The sequence below is a fragment of the Streptomyces sp. G7(2002) genome, assembly GCF_028870195.1.
Classification (GTDB): domain Bacteria; phylum Actinomycetota; class Actinomycetes; order Streptomycetales; family Streptomycetaceae; genus Streptomyces; species Streptomyces nigrescens.
Window position 1 is genome coordinate 1,609,570 of sequence record NZ_CP102609.1, and the last position, 12,679, is coordinate 1,622,248.

A 12,679-nucleotide genomic window follows, 5' to 3' on the forward strand; every position below is an offset into this window, starting at 1 on the left:
CCGGTGAGCCACCGACGGTGGCCCTCTCAGGAACCCTGCAGGCTCTTCCCGGCCGTGCGGAGCGCTCCCACGGCGGCCCGGATCGAGGGCCTGCGGTCGGCATCCGCGCGCCAGATGGCATAGACATGGCGGCGCATCGTATGGCGTACGGGTACCACGCTCACCCCGTCCGGCACCGGCCCACGGCCGAGGCGCGGAGCCACCGCGACGCCCAGCCCGGCCGCGATGAGGGCGAGCTGGGTGCCGTGCTCCTCCGCCATGTGCGCGACACGCGGCTCAATGCCCTTGCTGCGCAGCGTGAACATCAGCCATTCGCTGCAGAACTCCCCCTGGGGCCAGGAGATCCACTCATCGTCGGCGAACTCCTCCAACTCCACGGAACGCCGCCGGGCCAGCGGATGGGTGGACGGCATCGCCACATCGGCCGGATCGTCCAGCAGCGGGGCCTTCGCCAGACCGTCGGGCAGGGACAGCGGCCGGTTGTACCAGTCGAGGACGACCGCCAGATCGATATCGCCGCGCACCACGCCGCGGACCGACTCGTCCGGCTCCATCTCCGTCAGCCGTGCCCGTAGCTGGGGGTGCTCGGCGCGGAGCGTGACCAGCGCGGCCGGGAAGAGTCCCCGGGCCGCGGTGGGAAAAGCACCCAGCCGCAGCTCGCCCACCGCCTGGCCGCGATGCGCTTCCAGCTCGGCCTGGGCCAGCTCGACCTGCGAAAGGATGCGTGTCGCATGGTCGGCGAGCAGTCGGCCGGCGTCGGTCAGCCGCACTCCGCGCCCGTTCTTGGCAAGCAGCTGCTGCCCGGTCTCCCGCTCCAGCTTGGCGATCTGCTGCGAGACGGCCGAGGTCGTCACATGCAGCCCGTCGGCGGCCGCGCTCACCGAACCGTGGCGGGCGACCGCGCTCAGCGTCCGTAGGCGATCAAGGTTCAACACATAAGCAATGCTAAGCGATACCGGCCACGAATTCTCGATTGTGCTACGAAGTTGCACCCCGCATCGTTGACCTCATGAGCACCGCCACCGGCACACCCACCGCCTCCGCCGACACCACGGCCTCTCCGGCCACCACTGCGAGCCCCATCGCCGACAGGGACGCCGCGACCACCGCGGCCGACGCGCTCCGCGGCGCCACCACGACCGCGGCTCCGACGGCCCGCGGCCGGGCCCGCGGCTGGCAGCTCCGCTTCGCCGTCCTCTCCCTCGTCTGGGGCTTCAGCTTTCTCTTCATCAAGGTGGGCACCCAGGGCTTCGCTCCGCTCCAGGTGACGCTGGGCCGGGTCGCCTTCGGTGCGCTGGTGCTGCTGGCCGTCCTCGTGGTCAAGCGCGAGCGGCTCCCCCGGTCCGCCCGGACCTGGGCCCATCTGACCGTGGCCGCGTTCCTCCTCAACGCATTGCCGTTCTCCCTCTTCGCGTACGCCGAGCTGACCATCCCCTCCACACTGGCCGGCATCTGCAACGCCACCTCACCGCTGTGGGGCATGGCGCTGTCGGTCGTCGCGCTCTCCGAGGACCGCCCCACCCGGCGCCGGGTGGCCGGCCTCGGCCTCGGGTTTCTGGGTGTGCTCACCGTGCTCGGCACCTGGCAGGGCTTCGCCGGCACGGATCTGACGGGCACCGTGATGGCCCTGGGCGCCTCGCTCTGCTACCCCATCGGCTGGATCTATGTCCGCCGCACCCTGGCGGGCGTCCCGCACTCCCATCTGTCCATGTCCGGCGCGCAGCTGCTGCTGGCCACCGCCCAACTGGCCGTGGTGACACCACTGTTCACCACCGCACCGACCAGCTACCCGATCATCCCGCTGCTCGCTGTCTTCGCCCTGGGTGCCCTGGGCACCGGCCTCGCCTTCCTCATCCAGTACGGTCTGGTCGCCGAGATCGGCCCCACCACCGCGCAGATGGTCACCTACTTCATCCCCGTGATCGCCACCGCGGCCGGCGTGGCCCTCCTCCACGAACAGCTGAGCTGGAACACCCCGGTCGGCGCCCTCATCGTCCTGGCCGGCGCCGCCCTCACCCAGAGCAGGCCCCGCCCGAGCCGTCCGGCGGTCCCACCGACCGGTTCGACCACCCACTGACGACACCCACCCGGAAGCCTGGGCCCCAACCCCAGTCACAGCCCCAGCCCCAGGCCTCCGAGCCCCCGAGCCGCACCTCGGGGGCTCCGCCATGCGCTCACCGCGCCTCGCCGCGCCCGCTTCTCACGCCGCCATGCCCTCCCCCGCACTTCGGCATCAACACCCTTGTCCTCTGCGGCAGTTCCCTCCGCGCCGCAGAGCCGACGCCCGTGCACATCACGACGTCGCAGCCGCCGCCCTCACTCGTACCGCCGCGCCTCCCCCACCCCCGTCGCCGCGGCAACGGCGTCCGCCACCGGGACGATGTCGTCGTCGGAGAGGCCGGAGACCGTGATGCGGATGCCGGGGGGCGAGTGGAGGCGGAAGCGCGCGCCGGGGGCCACCGCCCAGCCGGAGTGCAGCAGCCGGGCCACCGCGCCGGTCTCGTCCGGTACCGGTATCCAGACGTTCATCCCGCTGCGGCCGCGCGCACGGACTCCGCGCTCCGCCAGCGCCCGTATCAGCGCCTCCCGCCGCCGGCCGTACGCCCCGGCCACCGCCTTCGGGTCGATCGCGGAGGTCCGCCACAGGTGGACGACCGTGTCCTGGAGCAGATGACTGATCCAGCCCGGGCCGAGGCGCTGACGGCCGCACACCCGGTCAATGGTCAGCGGATCACCGGTGAGCACCGCGAGACGGAGGTCCGGGCCGTACGCCTTGGCCGTCGAACGGACCAGGACCCAGTGGTCGGTGATCCCGGAGAGCGGATGGAGCGGGAGGTCGACGATGCCATGGCCGTGGTCGTCCTCGATGAGGAGGATGCCGGGGTCTGCGGCCAGGAGGGTGCGGAGTTCGGCGGCGCGGGTGCGGCTGATGGCGGCGCCGGTGGGGTTCTGCGCCCGGTCGGTGATGACGACGGCACGGACGCCCTCTTGCACCGCGCGTGCCAGCTGCTCCGGCAGTGGGCCCTCGTCGTCCACGCCGACCGGGACGGTGCGCAGTCCGAGTGCCGGGATGAGGTCCAGCAGGCTGCCCCACCCCGGGTCCTCCACCGCCACGGCGTCGCCGGGCCGCAGATGGGCGGCCAGCACCCGCTCTATCGCGTCCAGTGAACCGCTGGTGACGGCGACGGGGGCCTCCGTCACGCCGTCGGCGGCGAACGCCGCGCGGGCGAGGGCGGCAAGGTCGTCGTCCACGGCCGGTGTGCCGTACAGCGCGGGGCGCCGTGCACTGCGCGCGGCGGCCTCGGCCAGCGCCCGCTCCAGCGGCGGCAGCAGGGACGGATCGGGATTTCCGTCGGAGGCGTCCCGGACGCCCGGCGGCACCTCCACCCGCAGCGCCTCACGTGAGGTGCTCGCGGGGCGGGGGCGCACCCGGCTGCCACGCCGGCCCGCGGTTTCGATCACCCCTCGATCGCGGAGGGTACGGTACGCAGCCGCGACCGTATTCGGATTGACCTCGAGATAGACGGCCAACTCCCGCAACGGGGGCAGCACTTCGCCTGGTTGGAGCTCGCCCGCACCGACGGCTCGCTCGACGCTGGCGGCAATGTCCGATGCGCGCCGCCCTTCGATCCGATACTCTCCTAGCACAAACTTGATTATGCACTAGTGCAATGGAGAACGCAATGACCCGAGCCGAGTCGTACGAACCGACCGCGCGCACGACCCCCACCCGCGCCCGCGACCGCGCCGCCTACGACCACGAGACGGTGCACGCCATCCTCGACGCGGGCTACGTCTGCCATCTGGGCTTCGTCCGTGACGGTTCCCCGGTCGTCCTGCCGACGCTCTACGGCCGGGTCGGCGACCGCCTCTATCTCCACGGTTCGACGGGATCCCGCCCCCTGCGGATGGCCGGCGCGGCGCCGGACCCCGGTCTGGAGGTGTGCGTGACGGTCACCCATGTCGACGGTCTGGTCCTGGCCAGGTCCGCGTTCCACCACTCCATCAACTACCGCAGTGTCGTGGTGCACGGCACCGCACACCAGGTGACCGACGAGGAGGAGAAAACGGCCGCGCTCGACGCCCTCGTCGATCATGTGCTGCCCGGACGCGCCGCGGACTCCCGGCCGGGCAATGCCAAGGAACTGGCCGCCACCTCCGTGATCCGTCTCGGCCTGCGCGAGGCCTCCGCCAAGATCCGCACCGGTGGCCCCAACGACGAGCCGGAGGACCTCGGGCTGCCGTACTGGAGCGGCGTCCTTCCGGTGGCACCCATGTACGGCGCCCCCATACCGTCCGACGACCTCGCGCCCGGCACCCCCGAGCCGGCGTACCTCTCCGCCCGCTGAGGAGCCACCGTGCTGATCCACCCCTGGGACGCCCCCACCGAAGACGCCGAGTGGCAACAGTGGCTCGCGGCACACGACTTCGGCCAGCTGGCCGCCAACGGACAGCCCGGCGACCCCCCCGTGCTACAGCCGCTGCACTTCGCCTACGACCCGGCCCGCCGCGAGGCCGTCACGCATCTGGCCCGTCCCAACCCCCTCTGGGGCGCGCTGGAAGACCGGCCGACGGTGCTGCTGAGCGTGGTGGACGACTACACCTTCATCCCCGGCCCCTGGCAGGCGGCCGAGGACCAGCCGCCCGAGCACGGCGTCCCCACCAGCTTCTATGCCGCGGTCCAGCTGACCTGCACCGCCCATGTCGTGGACGACCCGGAGGCGAAGGCGGCGCTGCTGCAACGCCAGATGGGCCACTTCCAGCCGGACGGCGGCTCGGCCCCGGTCGCCGCGGGTGCGGCTCCGTACGGACGGCTGCTGTCCGGCATCCGTGGCCTGCGGCTCGAAGTGCGGGAGGTCCGCGCCAAGTTCAAGTACGGGGGCAAGCGGAGCGAAGCCGTCCAGCACCGTGTCTCGGAACGCCTCGCCGAGCGGGACGGCCCCGGGGACGCGGCGGCCCGCACCCACCAGCAGCGCAGACTGGCCGCGGCCGACGCGGGGAAACCCGCTGTCTGACGGGCGCCCGCCGCCCCGGAGGTCCGGGCGCCCGGCCGACACCGCCGGCCGGGCACCCGCGTCCTCAGCCCGCCACCGGCGCCGCCGTCCGCGCGGCCGTCACCGCCCCGCGCGCCTCGGTCACCGCCAGCGCGGCAACGGCCGTCAGCAGCACACCCGTTCCGATCGCCGTCGCCATGGTGAGCCGCTCCCCGAGGAACAGCACCGCGATCGCCGCGGCCGACACCGGCTCGATCAGTGAGATCACCGACGCGGTCGCCGCACGGACGGCGGCCAGGCCCGCGAAATACAGCCCGTAGGCCAGCGCCGTCGGCACCGCCGCGATATAGACCAGCAGCCAGAGGCTGCGGCCCAGGTCATGCGCCTGGGGCCACAGCCCCTCCACCGCCGCGAGCGGCAGCAGGCACAGCGCACCGACCGCGAAGGCGCTGACCGTCGAGGCGTACGGATCGCTGCCGCCGCCCTTGCCCAGCCGCCTGGTGATCAGCGTCATCGCGGCACAGCCGGCCGCCGACAGCAGGGCATAGCCGACCCCGGCCGGACGGACGGTGGTGCCGCCATCGCCGCCGAGGACCAGGACCGCCAGCCCGGCCAGCGCCCCGGCGACGGCCAGGACCCCGCCCGCGCCGAGCCGTTCGCCCATCGTCACCCGCGCCCCGATGGCGATGAGGACGGGGCCCGCCCCCATGGTGACGACGGTTCCCACGGCCAGCCCGGTGGCTTCGACGGCGGCGAAGTAGGCGGCCTGGAAGACGGCGAGGGCGATGCCCGTCATCACGATCCGGGGCAGGCGCCGGCGCAGCGGCTCATACGGAGCGGGCGCGGGGACCGCGACGGTGCCGGACCGGCGGCGCAGCAACGCCCGTACGGCGAGCAGGAGGACCAGCCCGCCGAAGGTGCGCCAGAAGGTGAGGGCGAGCGGGCCCAGTCCGCTGCCGCGGTAGAGGAGGGCGGCGGCCGCGCCCGCGGTGCCCCAGGCGGTCGCGGCGAGGGTGACGTACAACAGCCCCCGGCCCACGGGCAGGGCGGAGGAAGGAGTGGCATGCATGGGAGAGGTGCTCCGGGAAATCCAGGACGGCGTCATACGCCGTGGAATGGTCGCGTGGTCCCGTGTGCAGGCAGCGACAAGCGGCTCGGGAACCAGCCCGGGCCGGGGTTTCCTCGGAGGCCGCCGCCCGCGTTACGCGGCGGGAGGGGGCAGCACAGTCGAATGCATGATCGGCACCCTATGTCGCACAGGAACCGGCCGACAAGTCGTCCCCGGTCCGGGGCGCGGAAGCCGGAGTGGCCGGCGTCTCCGGAGACCCGCTGCCCCCGGGGGCGCCCGCGCCGTCGCCCGTCCCCGTCCCGGCTCCGGCCACCCGTACCGTCTCCGTCGCCTTCGGCTTGGCCGACTGCGCGATGAAGGCGCCGGCCAGCACCACCGCCCCGCCGACGATCTGCGGTGCGGAGAGGTGCTCGCCGAGCAGGACCCAGGCCAGGACCGTCGCGATGACCGCCTCCAGACAGGCGACCACTCCGGCCACCTGCGGCGAGAGCCGGCGGATCGACACCACACCGGTGAGGTAGGCCGCCACCGTCGCGATCAGCACGATCCAGGCGAGCAGGAGAACGGCCGGCACCTGCGTCCCGTTCATGTCCGCACCGCCGCCGAGCACCGCCCAGTCCATGCCCCAGGGGCGGGCGATCACGGTGAGGAGGACGGCGCCGGTCAGCAGGCCGTAGGCGATCACACCGAGCGGGTCCACCGCGTCGTCGCCGTCGGAGCCGTGATCGGAGAGCACGAAGTAGCCGACCTGGCAGCAGGCCGCACCGAGCGCGAGCGCAAGGCCGACGGCGTCGAAGCTCAGCCCGGACCAGACCTCGACGACACAGGCGAGCCCGCCGACGGCCAGCACCACACCGACCGCCGCGGCCCGGGTCACCGGCCGCTTCTGGACGAAGCGGACCCAGCCCAGCACGAGGGCGGGCGCCAGATATTCGATGAGGAGCGCGACGCCGACGGGGATACGGGAGAGCGCGGCGAAGTAGCACGCCTGGACGCCGGCGACGGCGAGCAGCCCGTAACCCGCGAGCAGCGCCGGCCGGCGGCGCACCAGATCCCGGTGGCGCCAGGCGATCGGCAGCATGACCAGCGCCGCCCCGGCCACCCGCAGCCAGGTGACCTGCAGCGGTTCGAGGCCGGCGGATATCAGGGGCTTGGCCGCGACGCCCGAACCGCCGAAGGCCAGCGCGGACAGCAGGGCGATACCGAGGCCGGCACCGCGTCCTCCGGGCACCCGAAGACGGCGCACCCCGAGGGCGGGTGATGACTGCCGGCCCCCCAAGGACCCGGAAATTCCCTGGCCCGAGCCGGTCGATGTTCCTGCCGGGCTCCCCGAAGACGCGTGCATCCGGCCATCATGGCAGCCGTGGTCAGCAGTGCCACCCCCGAGACCCCTGTCAGTCTTGGCCGGGGCGCTCTCCGTCCAGACGGCCGGCGAGCCGGGCGGTGTCGACGGAGGCCCGTCGCAGCACCTCGACGGCCCGCGATTCGGGGTCGTCCACCAGCGCGGCGAGCAGGTCGAGGCAGCCCGCGCGGGTGGCGTAGCGGGCATGGGCGCGGTCCAGGGCACCGTCCATGGCGGCGGCCGCGGCCGGCGACCATCCGGGCACGGCGCCCTCGGCAACCACGGGGACCGCACCGGAATCCTCGACGGTTCCGTGCCATTGGAGTCCGTAGCCGATGCTGCGCTGGACGAGGTAGCCGAGCAGCCGGGCAACCTGTGGTGCGCCGTCGAAGACATCGCGTACGGCGGGATCCCATTCCAGGAGGCCGTGCAGCAGATGCGCGGTGTCGACCTGCCGGTCGCCGTCGCGGGTGGCCCGCCTGCGGGCAGCGGATACGACCGACGCGAGCTCGACGGTGAGCTGTGTGGCGAGGTCCTCCGGGGCGGGGCTCTCGCCCCCACTGTACGCAGTACGGTTTTGCACAGCACCCACCCCACCAGCCCCTGGATGCCGGAACATCACCGGCGGGAAGCATTTGTGTCTCCCACGCTGGTTGCGCACGGCCACACCCGATCTCATCCTTGCGGAGGAGATGCAGGGGAATCGTGGAGGCCGGACATACGGGGACGGGACGACCGCCCCTCCGCCACGGCCACCCCGCCCCCGAAATCTGACGCCTCATCAGCAATGGCAGGTCCTCGCTATTGAACCTTCACCCCGGCGGGGATACGTTCCGCGGCACCAGCCGGGGATCGTCACCGAAGGGGTGATCGCATGGCCGAAGTCACCGCACAGGCCCGCATCGAGGCACCGGCCGCGAAGGTCTGGGAGCGGCTCACCGACTTCGACTCCTACGGGGAGTGGAACGCCACCCACACCGCCTTCCCCAGGGGCGGCCCGGAATCGCTCGAAGTGGGCGCCGGCTTCGACGAGAACATGAAGCTGATGGGCTTCCCCGCGGAGGTCGCCTGGACCGTGCGGGAGCTGGAGCCCGGCCGGCTGCTCGGCATCGAGGGCAAGGGCCCGATGGGCGTCAGCCTGGGGATGCGCTACGAGCTCACCCCGGACGACGGGGCGACGGCCGTACGGATCGACGGGGCGTTCACCGGCGCCGCGGTCTCGCTGATGGCCGGCAAGCTCAAGGACTCGGCGGGCGCCGCACTGAACGAGTCGCTGCGCAAGCTCGCCACCCTGGTCACCTGACCCTTCGGGGGCCGACCCTCACCCCGGCCCCCGAAGGCCGCACCACCCCGCTCACTCCGCGCTCAGTCCTCCTCGGCGAGGATCAGATACAGCTCCTTGCGCGCCTTGTTGACCACCGCCATGGCCTTCTCCCGCTGTTCGGGAGTGCCGGTGGCCCACACCTGCCGGAAGGCCTCGACCAGGCCGCCGCCCGCCTTGCGGATCTCGTTCATCGCCTCCCAGTCGACGCCGCGGCCGGCCTCCTCCCAGGGGGCGTCCGAGCCGCTGTCGGCCTCGGTGCGCCCGGCGTCGGTCAGCGAGAACAGCTTCTTGCCGCCCTCACTGGCGCTGGTGATCAGCCCCTCGTCCTCAAGGAGCTGCAGCGTCGGATAGACCGAGCCGGGGCTGGGCTTCCACGCCCCGCCGCTGCGCTCGGCGATCTCCTGGATCATTTCGTAGCCGTGCATCGGTCGGTCCTTGAGCAGCGCCAGGATCGAGGCGCGCACATCGCCGCGGCGCGCCCGGCCGCGCGGTCCGCCGCGCCCCCGGCCGCCCCCGAAGGGCGGGCCACCGATCGGCGGGCCAAAGGGCGGGCCGAACGGGCCGAAGGCCGCGCGCCGCCGCTCCCAGCCGCCCGGGAAGTCGCCGCGGCCGCCGTGACGCCCGGGCCCGCAGTGCTCATGCCGACGCTCATGCCCGTGTTCGTGTCCGTGTTCATGTCCGTGGGAACGCATGATGACGTCCTCCATCTCTCTATCGTTGATCAGTCGCGATGCGTCAACGATATATCGGGACTGTTCGCCGAAGCAAGAGCGGTGGACCAGACGGCGCCGTACGTCGAGTTGTCGTACGTGGACACGGTGCACGGGCACCGTCGACGTCCGTTGCGGGACCGCGTGACGGGCCGGTTCGCGTCCAAAGTCGCCGCCCGGTTCCCGGGCTGGGAATTCGCCGGATCCAGGCCCTGTTGGGACGGGAGCGGCCTTGATCACGTTCATGGAGGGGGATCCATGCCCATTTTGGTCACTACGCCGAACGGAACCGTGGGGCGATACCTGACCGAGGCGCTGCGCGACCGGAGTGATGTGCGCTTCCTCGTTCGCTCCGAAGCCGGCGCCAAGGCGCTCGGCAAGGTCCGTGGTGAGGTCTTCCGTGGGGATGTCACCGATGCAGCGGACATCCGGGGTGCGGTCGCCGGCGTGGACCGGCTATATCTTGCGCATCCCTTCACCGAAGACCAGGTCGCCGCCGAAACGAACCTCGGCCTTGCCGCCATCGAGGCCGGTGCGCGCCGGATCATCAAACTTGGCGCCCGAGCTTTCAGTGGCGACGGGATCGTTCCGGACGCCGTCATCAGCGCCCACGACACGATCACCGAACGGCTGCGAAGCGCCGGTGTCCCGGAACTGACTGTTCTTCAGCCCGACCGTTTCCTGCAGAACTTCCTCCCGGCAGCGGCCTCGATCGCCAAGGGCACGCTGGCCGATCCCGCCGGACCTGGCGCCAGGGGTTACGTAGACGTGCGGGATATCGCGGAGGTCGCGATCGCCGAACTCCTGGCGGCGCATCCGATCGGTGGTGAGATCGAGATCAGTGGCCCGCAGACACTGACGCTGCCAGTGCTCTGCGAACGCTTCGGCGCCGTTCTCGGCAGACCGGTGCGGTACGTCGATATTCCACTGGACGGCGCCTGGCGGGCAGCGCTCGCGGACCGTGGAATCACGCCGCAGGTCATCGACGGTTTGCAGGGGCTGTATTCGAATTATCGCCAAGAGGGCGTGGCAGGTCTCGGTGACGGTGTTCAGCGCGTGCTCGGCCGCCCGCCGCGCTCGGTCGAGGACTTCGCGACCGATCTGCTCATGCCCGCCGTGTCCGGTACCTGACCCCGCTCCGTGCCGCAGCGGTGGTCGACTGTGGCCCCTGACGGATCCCGGGGCTGAGGCCGACGCGCCGGGGAGCTCGCCGCACCTCATCTCAGGCAAACCGACGGACCCGATCGTCTGAGACGACGAGCAAGCGGACCGGTTCGTCCGAGGAGGGGCCAGGCCGGCAGAGACGGGACAGGGTCGGGCGGCCACCCCCACCGCCCCTTGCGGCTCCCTCCCAAGGCCAATTCCCCCGGATTGGCCTTGGCCTGTGGCTCTGTGGCACCTCTACGCTCGCGGCCATGAGGATTCGCATCGTCGACGCCTTCAGTGAGCGTCCGTTCGCCGGCAACCCCGCGGGAGTCGTACTCCTCGACTCCGGCGACTTTCCCGATACGTCCTGGCTGCAGCGGGTCGCCACCGAGGTCAATCTCTCCGAGACCGCCTTCGCGCACCCGCTGCCCGCGGGCGGCGACGCCGACTGGGCACTGCGCTGGCTCACCCCGGCCGCCGAGGTGAATATGTGCGGGCACGCCACTTTGGCCACCGCGCACGTCCTGCACACCACGGGGACGGCGAGCGGTACGGTCCGCTTCCGCACCCGCAGTGGGGTGCTCACCACGACGGCCGACGACCGTGGGGCGATCACCATGGACTTCCCGACCGCCCCGCTCACCCCCGTCGAGGTACCGCCGGTGGTCGCGGGCGCGCTGGGCACCGAGATCCGCTCCGCGCACGACACCGGCCCCGATGTCGGCGATCTCCTGGTCGAGCTGCCCGACGAGAAGTCCGTACGGGCGCTGGCCCCGGACCTCAAGGCGCTCGCCGGGCACGGCGGCCGCGGGTTGATCACCACCGCGCGCGCCGAAAACCCCGACGGCGGCTACGACTTCATCTCACGCTGCTTCTTCCCCGGGGTGGGCATCGACGAGGACCCGGTAACGGGCAGCGCGCACACCGCGCTCGCCCCCTTCTGGTCGGCGCGGCTGGGCCGTGCCTCCCTGGTCGGCCTGCAGGGCGCCGCCCGCACCGGCTTCGTACGGACCGAGCTGCGCGGCGACCGTACGCTGCTGACCGGGTCGGCGGTCACGGTCATCGACGGGGAACTGCTGGTCACCGGCTGAGCCGGCCCGCACGGCCACGGCCCCCGGGAGGCGCGGCAGGCACCGCCGGTGCCCCGCGCCTCCACCGCCTCATGGCGTCGGCAGCCACCCCGCCCGTCCGGCGAGCAGTGCGTAGCCGACGAACGCCACGATGTCGATCAGGGCATGGGCGGCGACCAGCGGCCCGACCCGGCCCCACCGCCGGTAGAGCAGGACGAAGAGCGCGCCCATCACCATGTTGCCGACGAAACCGCCGATGCCCTGGTAGAGGTGGTAGGAACCGCGCAGCACCGAGCTGGCCGCGAGTGCCGCGAACGGCGACCAGCCCAATTGCCCCAGCCTGCGCAGCAGATACCCGACGACGATGACCTCCTCCAGGACGGCGTTCTGCACCGCGGAGGCGATCAGCACCGGGATCTTCCACCACACATGGGGCAGCGCCTCGGGGACCACCGTCAGATTGAATCCGGTCGCCCGCGCACCCAGATACAGCAGCACACCGCTGCCGCCGATGACGGCCGCCAGCACGACGCCGCGGCTCAGGTCGAAGCCGGGCCGCCGCCGGTCGAAACCGAGCACGCGCAGGCCGCCGGCCCGTTCACGCATCAGCAGATGCGCCACCAGCACCACGGGCACCAGGGCGGTCGCGATACCGAACAGCTGCCAGGCGAGATCCAGCCAAGGCCGGCCGGGCGCCTGGGAGCCGTTGAGCGTGGCCGCCTGGTCCTTGAGACCACCGGGCTTGGTCACCGACCCGATGAAGCTGATCAGCGCCGACAGCCCGCTGGCCCCCAGCGAGAGGGCCAGCACGATCCATGTCTCGCTCCGCAGGATGCTCCGGGACGGCTCCCCGACGAGCCCGTCACCAGGCCCTTGACCTGGAACGTCCGCATCGGCCACGGGACTTGTATCCGACTGCACACTTCCTCCGCTTCAGCATTACCGCCTCGTCGCCACCACCGCCCCGCTAGGGTCTCGGCAGCAGGTACGAAGATCGCGCGCGACAGGCCGGGGACGGGCGCCA

At 72.1% G+C, this 12,679-nt stretch carries 13 protein-coding genes; 6 read left to right on the forward strand and 7 right to left on the reverse strand.

Going from position 1 to position 12,679, the window contains the following annotated elements:
• Positions 1 to 26: 26 nt before the first annotated feature.
• Positions 27 to 935: a LysR family transcriptional regulator gene (locus NUT86_RS06120; protein ID WP_274733975.1), complete on the reverse strand. Its 909-nt coding sequence runs from the start codon at positions 933 to 935 to the stop codon at positions 27 to 29.
• Between the two features lie 74 nt (positions 936 to 1,009).
• Here NUT86_RS06120 and NUT86_RS06125 point away from each other — a divergent pair, with 74 nt between their 5' ends.
• Positions 1,010 to 2,077: a DMT family transporter gene (locus NUT86_RS06125; RefSeq protein ID WP_274733977.1), complete on the forward strand. Its 1,068-nt coding sequence runs from the start codon at positions 1,010 to 1,012 to the stop codon at positions 2,075 to 2,077.
• A 239-nt stretch (positions 2,078 to 2,316) separates the two neighbouring features.
• Here the strand turns inward: NUT86_RS06125 and NUT86_RS06130 are convergent, their stop codons facing one another.
• On the reverse strand, positions 2,317 to 3,648 hold the full coding sequence (locus NUT86_RS06130) for an aminotransferase class I/II-fold pyridoxal phosphate-dependent enzyme (RefSeq protein ID WP_026170296.1): 1,332 nt from the start codon (positions 3,646 to 3,648) through the stop codon (positions 2,317 to 2,319).
• A gap of 35 nt (positions 3,649 to 3,683) precedes the next feature.
• Here NUT86_RS06130 and NUT86_RS06135 point away from each other — a divergent pair, with 35 nt between their 5' ends.
• Both NUT86_RS06135 and NUT86_RS06140 read left to right on the forward strand, forming a co-directional pair.
• Positions 3,684 to 4,349: a pyridoxamine 5'-phosphate oxidase family protein gene (locus tag NUT86_RS06135; RefSeq protein WP_266441736.1), complete on the forward strand. Its 666-nt coding sequence runs from the start codon at positions 3,684 to 3,686 to the stop codon at positions 4,347 to 4,349.
• A 9-nt stretch (positions 4,350 to 4,358) separates the two neighbouring features.
• Entirely contained in the window at positions 4,359 to 5,015 is a 657-nt protein-coding gene (locus tag NUT86_RS06140) for an FMN-binding negative transcriptional regulator (protein ID WP_274733981.1), read from the forward strand.
• A gap of 64 nt (positions 5,016 to 5,079) precedes the next feature.
• Here NUT86_RS06140 and NUT86_RS06145 read toward each other — a convergent pair whose 3' ends face one another.
• From NUT86_RS06145 to NUT86_RS06155, 3 genes are all read right to left on the reverse strand, one after another.
• Complete coding sequence (locus NUT86_RS06145) at positions 5,080 to 6,063, reverse strand: DMT family transporter (protein ID WP_274733983.1); 984 nt, start codon at positions 6,061 to 6,063, stop codon at positions 5,080 to 5,082.
• A 178-nt stretch (positions 6,064 to 6,241) separates the two neighbouring features.
• Entirely contained in the window at positions 6,242 to 7,408 is a 1,167-nt protein-coding gene (locus NUT86_RS06150) for an EamA family transporter (protein ID WP_274733985.1), read from the reverse strand.
• A gap of 49 nt (positions 7,409 to 7,457) precedes the next feature.
• Entirely contained in the window at positions 7,458 to 7,988 is a 531-nt protein-coding gene (locus NUT86_RS06155; protein WP_018093263.1) for a Clp protease N-terminal domain-containing protein, read from the reverse strand.
• Positions 7,989 to 8,279: 291 nt separating this feature from the next.
• Here NUT86_RS06155 and NUT86_RS06160 point away from each other — a divergent pair, with 291 nt between their 5' ends.
• Positions 8,280 to 8,708 carry a type II toxin-antitoxin system Rv0910 family toxin gene (locus NUT86_RS06160; RefSeq protein ID WP_274733988.1) on the forward strand — a complete coding sequence of 143 codons (429 nt, stop codon included), beginning with the start codon at positions 8,280 to 8,282 and terminating at the stop codon, positions 8,706 to 8,708.
• Positions 8,709 to 8,770: 62 nt separating this feature from the next.
• On the opposite strand, the gene NUT86_RS06165 is transcribed toward NUT86_RS06160, so the two are convergent.
• Positions 8,771 to 9,421, reverse strand: coding sequence for a PadR family transcriptional regulator (locus NUT86_RS06165; protein WP_266441720.1), 651 nt, complete (start codon positions 9,419 to 9,421; stop codon positions 8,771 to 8,773).
• A 276-nt stretch (positions 9,422 to 9,697) separates the two neighbouring features.
• Between NUT86_RS06165 and NUT86_RS06170 the strand changes: the two genes are divergently transcribed.
• Together NUT86_RS06170 and NUT86_RS06175 are read left to right on the forward strand one after the other, a co-directional pair.
• A complete protein-coding gene (locus NUT86_RS06170; RefSeq protein ID WP_274733992.1) occupies positions 9,698 to 10,570 on the forward strand; it encodes an NmrA family NAD(P)-binding protein in 873 nt (290 codons plus the stop codon).
• Positions 10,571 to 10,854: 284 nt separating this feature from the next.
• Positions 10,855 to 11,676, forward strand: coding sequence for a PhzF family phenazine biosynthesis protein (locus tag NUT86_RS06175; protein ID WP_274733994.1), 822 nt, complete (start codon positions 10,855 to 10,857; stop codon positions 11,674 to 11,676).
• A gap of 69 nt (positions 11,677 to 11,745) precedes the next feature.
• Here NUT86_RS06175 and NUT86_RS06180 read toward each other — a convergent pair whose 3' ends face one another.
• On the reverse strand, positions 11,746 to 12,555 hold the full coding sequence (locus NUT86_RS06180) for a CPBP family intramembrane glutamic endopeptidase (RefSeq protein ID WP_239471730.1): 810 nt from the start codon (positions 12,553 to 12,555) through the stop codon (positions 11,746 to 11,748).
• Positions 12,556 to 12,679 lie beyond the last annotated feature (124 nt).

What these genes read in the sequence shown, in the direction of transcription:
- NUT86_RS06125 (WP_274733977.1), top strand. Translation starts at nt 1,010, where the DNA reads ATGAGCACCGCCACCGGCACACCCACCGCCTCCGCCGACACCACGGCC.
- NUT86_RS06145 (WP_274733983.1), bottom strand. Translation starts at nt 6,063, where the DNA reads ATGCATGCCACTCCTTCCTCCGCCCTGCCCGTGGGCCGGGGGCTGTTG.
- NUT86_RS06165 (WP_266441720.1), bottom strand. Translation starts at nt 9,421, where the DNA reads ATGCGTTCCCACGGACATGAACACGGACACGAACACGGGCATGAGCGT.
- NUT86_RS06170 (WP_274733992.1), top strand. Translation starts at nt 9,698, where the DNA reads ATGCCCATTTTGGTCACTACGCCGAACGGAACCGTGGGGCGATACCTG.
- NUT86_RS06175 (WP_274733994.1), top strand. Translation starts at nt 10,855, where the DNA reads ATGAGGATTCGCATCGTCGACGCCTTCAGTGAGCGTCCGTTCGCCGGC.
- NUT86_RS06160 (WP_274733988.1), top strand. Translation starts at nt 8,280, where the DNA reads ATGGCCGAAGTCACCGCACAGGCCCGCATCGAGGCACCGGCCGCGAAG.
- NUT86_RS06135 (WP_266441736.1), top strand. Translation starts at nt 3,684, where the DNA reads ATGACCCGAGCCGAGTCGTACGAACCGACCGCGCGCACGACCCCCACC.
- NUT86_RS06150 (WP_274733985.1), bottom strand. Translation starts at nt 7,408, where the DNA reads ATGCACGCGTCTTCGGGGAGCCCGGCAGGAACATCGACCGGCTCGGGC.